2 protein-coding genes and 1 pseudogene are annotated in these 3286 nt (G+C 71.2%); 2 read left to right on the top strand and 1 reads right to left on the bottom strand.

The features are described from left to right. The first annotated feature begins 289 nt into the window (after positions 1–289). The gene (locus tag AB0M20_RS34055) at positions 290–922 is read left to right on the top strand and encodes a TetR family transcriptional regulator (RefSeq protein WP_364304454.1); all 633 of its coding nucleotides are present in this window, start codon (positions 290–292) and stop codon (positions 920–922) included. Between the two features lies 1 nt (position 923). Here AB0M20_RS34055 and AB0M20_RS34060 read toward each other — a convergent pair whose 3' ends face one another. Next, positions 924–2129 carry an amino acid deaminase/aldolase gene (locus tag AB0M20_RS34060; RefSeq protein ID WP_364304455.1) on the bottom strand — a complete coding sequence of 402 codons (1206 nt, stop codon included), beginning with the start codon at positions 2127–2129 and terminating at the stop codon, positions 924–926. 166 nt (positions 2130–2295) lie between these two features. Here AB0M20_RS34060 and AB0M20_RS34065 point away from each other — a divergent pair. Further along, positions 2296–3286, top strand: a pseudogene (locus AB0M20_RS34065) (dTMP kinase); the annotation flags it as partial.

The raw sequence follows: 3286 nt of genomic DNA on the forward strand, positions 1-3286 counted from the left end.
CGAGTGCCCGCTGCCGACCGCCTTGACCCGCCCGCCGCGCTCGGCCGCCTCCTTGACGAGCGCCGCCACCTCGTCGGCGCTGCCCGGGGTGTGCACCTCGGCGGCGTTGGCCTGCTGGTTGCGGCCCCAGTTACGCCAGCGGGTATCACTCATGACCGCCTTGTCCCTCCACCGAGCGGACAGTCGCACAAAACCAGTGATCGTCAGTATCCCTGGCGTCCCGTCGATGCTGCTCGCTCGTTGATCCGAGTAACGTTCTTTTATCACTGCTGAGAGGGAGTGGCGACGCGTGTCGACACCAACCGTCACCACCGGACCGCTGCGGCGGGTTCCGGTGCAGGGCAGAAGCGTTGCCCGGGTCCAGCGCATGCTCGACGCCTGCGCCGAGCTTGTCGATGAGGTCGGCTACGAAGGCCTGACCACGACCCTGCTCGCCGAGCGGGCCGAGGTGGCCATCGGCTCGGTCTACCAGTTCTTCCCCGACAAGCGGGCCATCGTGCAGGCGCTCGCCATGCGCAACATGGACGCATACCTGCAGGCGCTCGGCGCCCGCTTCGCCAACGAGACGTTCGCCCACTGGTGGGACGGCGTGGACGCCGCGATCGACTCGTTCATCACGATGCACCGCACCGTGCCGGGCTTCCGGACGCTGCACTTCGGCGACGTCGTCGACCTGCACCTGCTGGACGCGGAGCGGGACAACAACGCGGTCATCGCCGAGCGCCTCGCCGAGCTGCTGGTCGACCAGTTCCAGCTGGCCGACAAGGACCGCCTGCGGTTCGCGCTGCAGATCGCCGTGGAGGCGGCCGACGCGCTGATCAAGCTCGCGTTCCGGCGCGTCGTGACCGGCGACGAGGCGGTCATCGGTGAGGCGAAAGCGCTGATCAGGGAGTATCTGCACCGCCACGTCAACGCCGCCTGAGCTACCCGAGAAACGCAAAACCTTCTCCCCGGTACGTAGGGGTCGGCGCCGCCGTGTCACCGTCGACGAGTTGCAGCTCGTTGACGTGTTCACACAGCTCGCCGGCCTTGGCGTGCCGGAACCACACCCGATCGCCCGGCCGCAGGTTCGACGCGGCCGGGCCGATCAGTGGCGTCTGCACCTCGCCGGCGCCCTCGTCGGCGCGGAAGCGCAGGCCGGCGGGCAGGTATGGGGTCGGCAGGCGGGACGGGTGCGCCGGTCCGGAGGCGATCCAGCCGCCACCCAGCACGGTGGCGATCCGCGGGGCGGGCCGCCGGACCACGGAGAGCGCGAAGAGCGCGGCCGGGGCCGGCTGCCAGTTCGTGTACTGGTCGAACAGCGTCGGCCCGTACAGCCCGGAGCCGGCCGCGATCTCGGTGACCGACGGGTCGGCGGCGGTCGCGGCCATGCTGCCGGTGCCGCCGCCGTTCACGAACTCGAGGTCGGCGTGCTCGCGCACGGCGGTGACCGCGGCCGCCCGCCGCTCGGCCAGCTCGGGGAAGGCGCGGCGCTGCATCAGCTGGATGACGCGGCCGCGGACCGGCTGACCGGTCGGCGCGTCGCCGACGCCGGCGATCTGCGCCTCGTAGGCCATCAGGCCGACCAGCCGGAAACCCGGGCGGGCCACCAGCCGCCGGGCCAGCGCCGACGCCTGCCCGGCGGAGTGCACCGGTGAGCGGCGCACGCCGACGTGCAGGGGACCGGCCGGGCGCCAGGACGCGTCCAGCTCAAGGCACAGGCGTACCTCGGCCCGGCGGCTCGGCGGCGCCACCTGGTCGACCAGGTCGAGGTGGGCGGGGTGGTCGGCGATCAGGGTGATGGCGGCGGCCAGCTCGTCGTCCTTGACCAGCTCGGCGATCGCCGAGCGGTCCGCCGTCGGGTACGCGACCAGCACGTCGTCGGACACGCCCGAGCGGACCAGCCAGATCGCCTCGGGCAGCGTGTACGCCATCACGCCGCGCCAGCCCGGCCGGGCCAATGCCCGCTCGAGCAGGGCCCGGCAGCGTACCGACTTGCTGGCGATCCGGATCGGCTTGCCGCCCGAGCGTCGGCTGAGGGCCGCGGCGTTCGCGTCGAACGCGGCCAGGTCGACCACCGCGATCGGCGTCTCCAGGTGCGCGGTCGCACGATCGAGACGCCTTTGCAGGCCAGGCTTGTCGGCGGTCACGCGAGGAAGATAACCCGTCATCGGCGTACGCGAAACACCTTCATCTATGCGCCACCCGAACGAGCGTGCCACCGATGAGCAGCGCTCGCCGGTTAGAGTGCTGCGGGTACTGACCACGGGAGGTAGGACCATCGACACCGACGCGCGCAACGAGGCCGCAGCTCCGGTGGACCTGTCCGGGGTCGCCGCGCTGCGCTCGGTGCTGCGGATCCGCCCCTTCCGGCGGCTCTGGCTCGTGCTCAGCGTCGCGTCGTTCGGCGACTGGCTGGGTCTGCTGGCCACCGCGCTCTTCGCGTCGCAACAGGTCACCGGCAGCGCCGCCCAGGGTGGCGCGTTCAGCGGCACGATCGCCATCCGGCTGGTGCCGGCGCTGATCCTCGGCCCGATCGCGGGCGTGATGGCCGACCGGTTCGACCGCCGCTACACGATGGTGATCTGCGACGTCATCCGGTTCTTCGTGTACGGATCCATCCCGGTGGCCGCGCTGATCCTCGACAACGGCGCGCTGGTCGTGACGTGGGCGGTGGTCGCCACCTTCATCGGTGAGGCCGTGACGCTGATGTGGATCCCGGCCAAGGAGGCCGCGGTCCCCAACCTGATCCCGCGCAGCCGGCTCGAGGTCTCGAACCAGTTGACGCTGATCACCACGTACGGCATCACCCCGATCCTCGCGGCCCTGAGCCTCGCCACGCTGGACGGGATCGTCCGCGGCGGCTTCGGCACCTTGCCCGACTGGGCCGAGCCCGCGCAGATCGGCCTCTACGTCAACGCCTTCTCCCGCCTGGCCACCGCCCTGGTGGTCTTCTTCGGCATCCGCGAGATCAGCCAGGCGCACCGGCAGCGCCACAAGAAGGCCGAGCAGAGCATGCTCCGGCAGTTCGTCGACGGCTGGAAGTACATCGGCACCACGCCGCTGGTCCGGGGCCTGGTCCTCGGCATCTTCGGGGCGTTCGCGGCCGGCGGCATCGTGATCGGCACCGCGAAGTTCTTCACCCTCTCCCTGGGCGCCGGCGAGGCCGCGTTCTCGCTGCTGTTCGCCACCCTCTTCATCGGCCTGGCGGTCGGCATCGGGCTGGGCCCGATGATCGTCAAGGAGATGTCGCGCCGCCGCTGGTTCGGCCTGAGCATCGTGCTGGCCAGCGGCTCGGTCATCTTCC

Source organism: Actinoplanes sp. NPDC051633 (assembly GCF_040681735.1).
GTDB lineage: Bacteria > Actinomycetota > Actinomycetes > Mycobacteriales > Micromonosporaceae > Actinoplanes.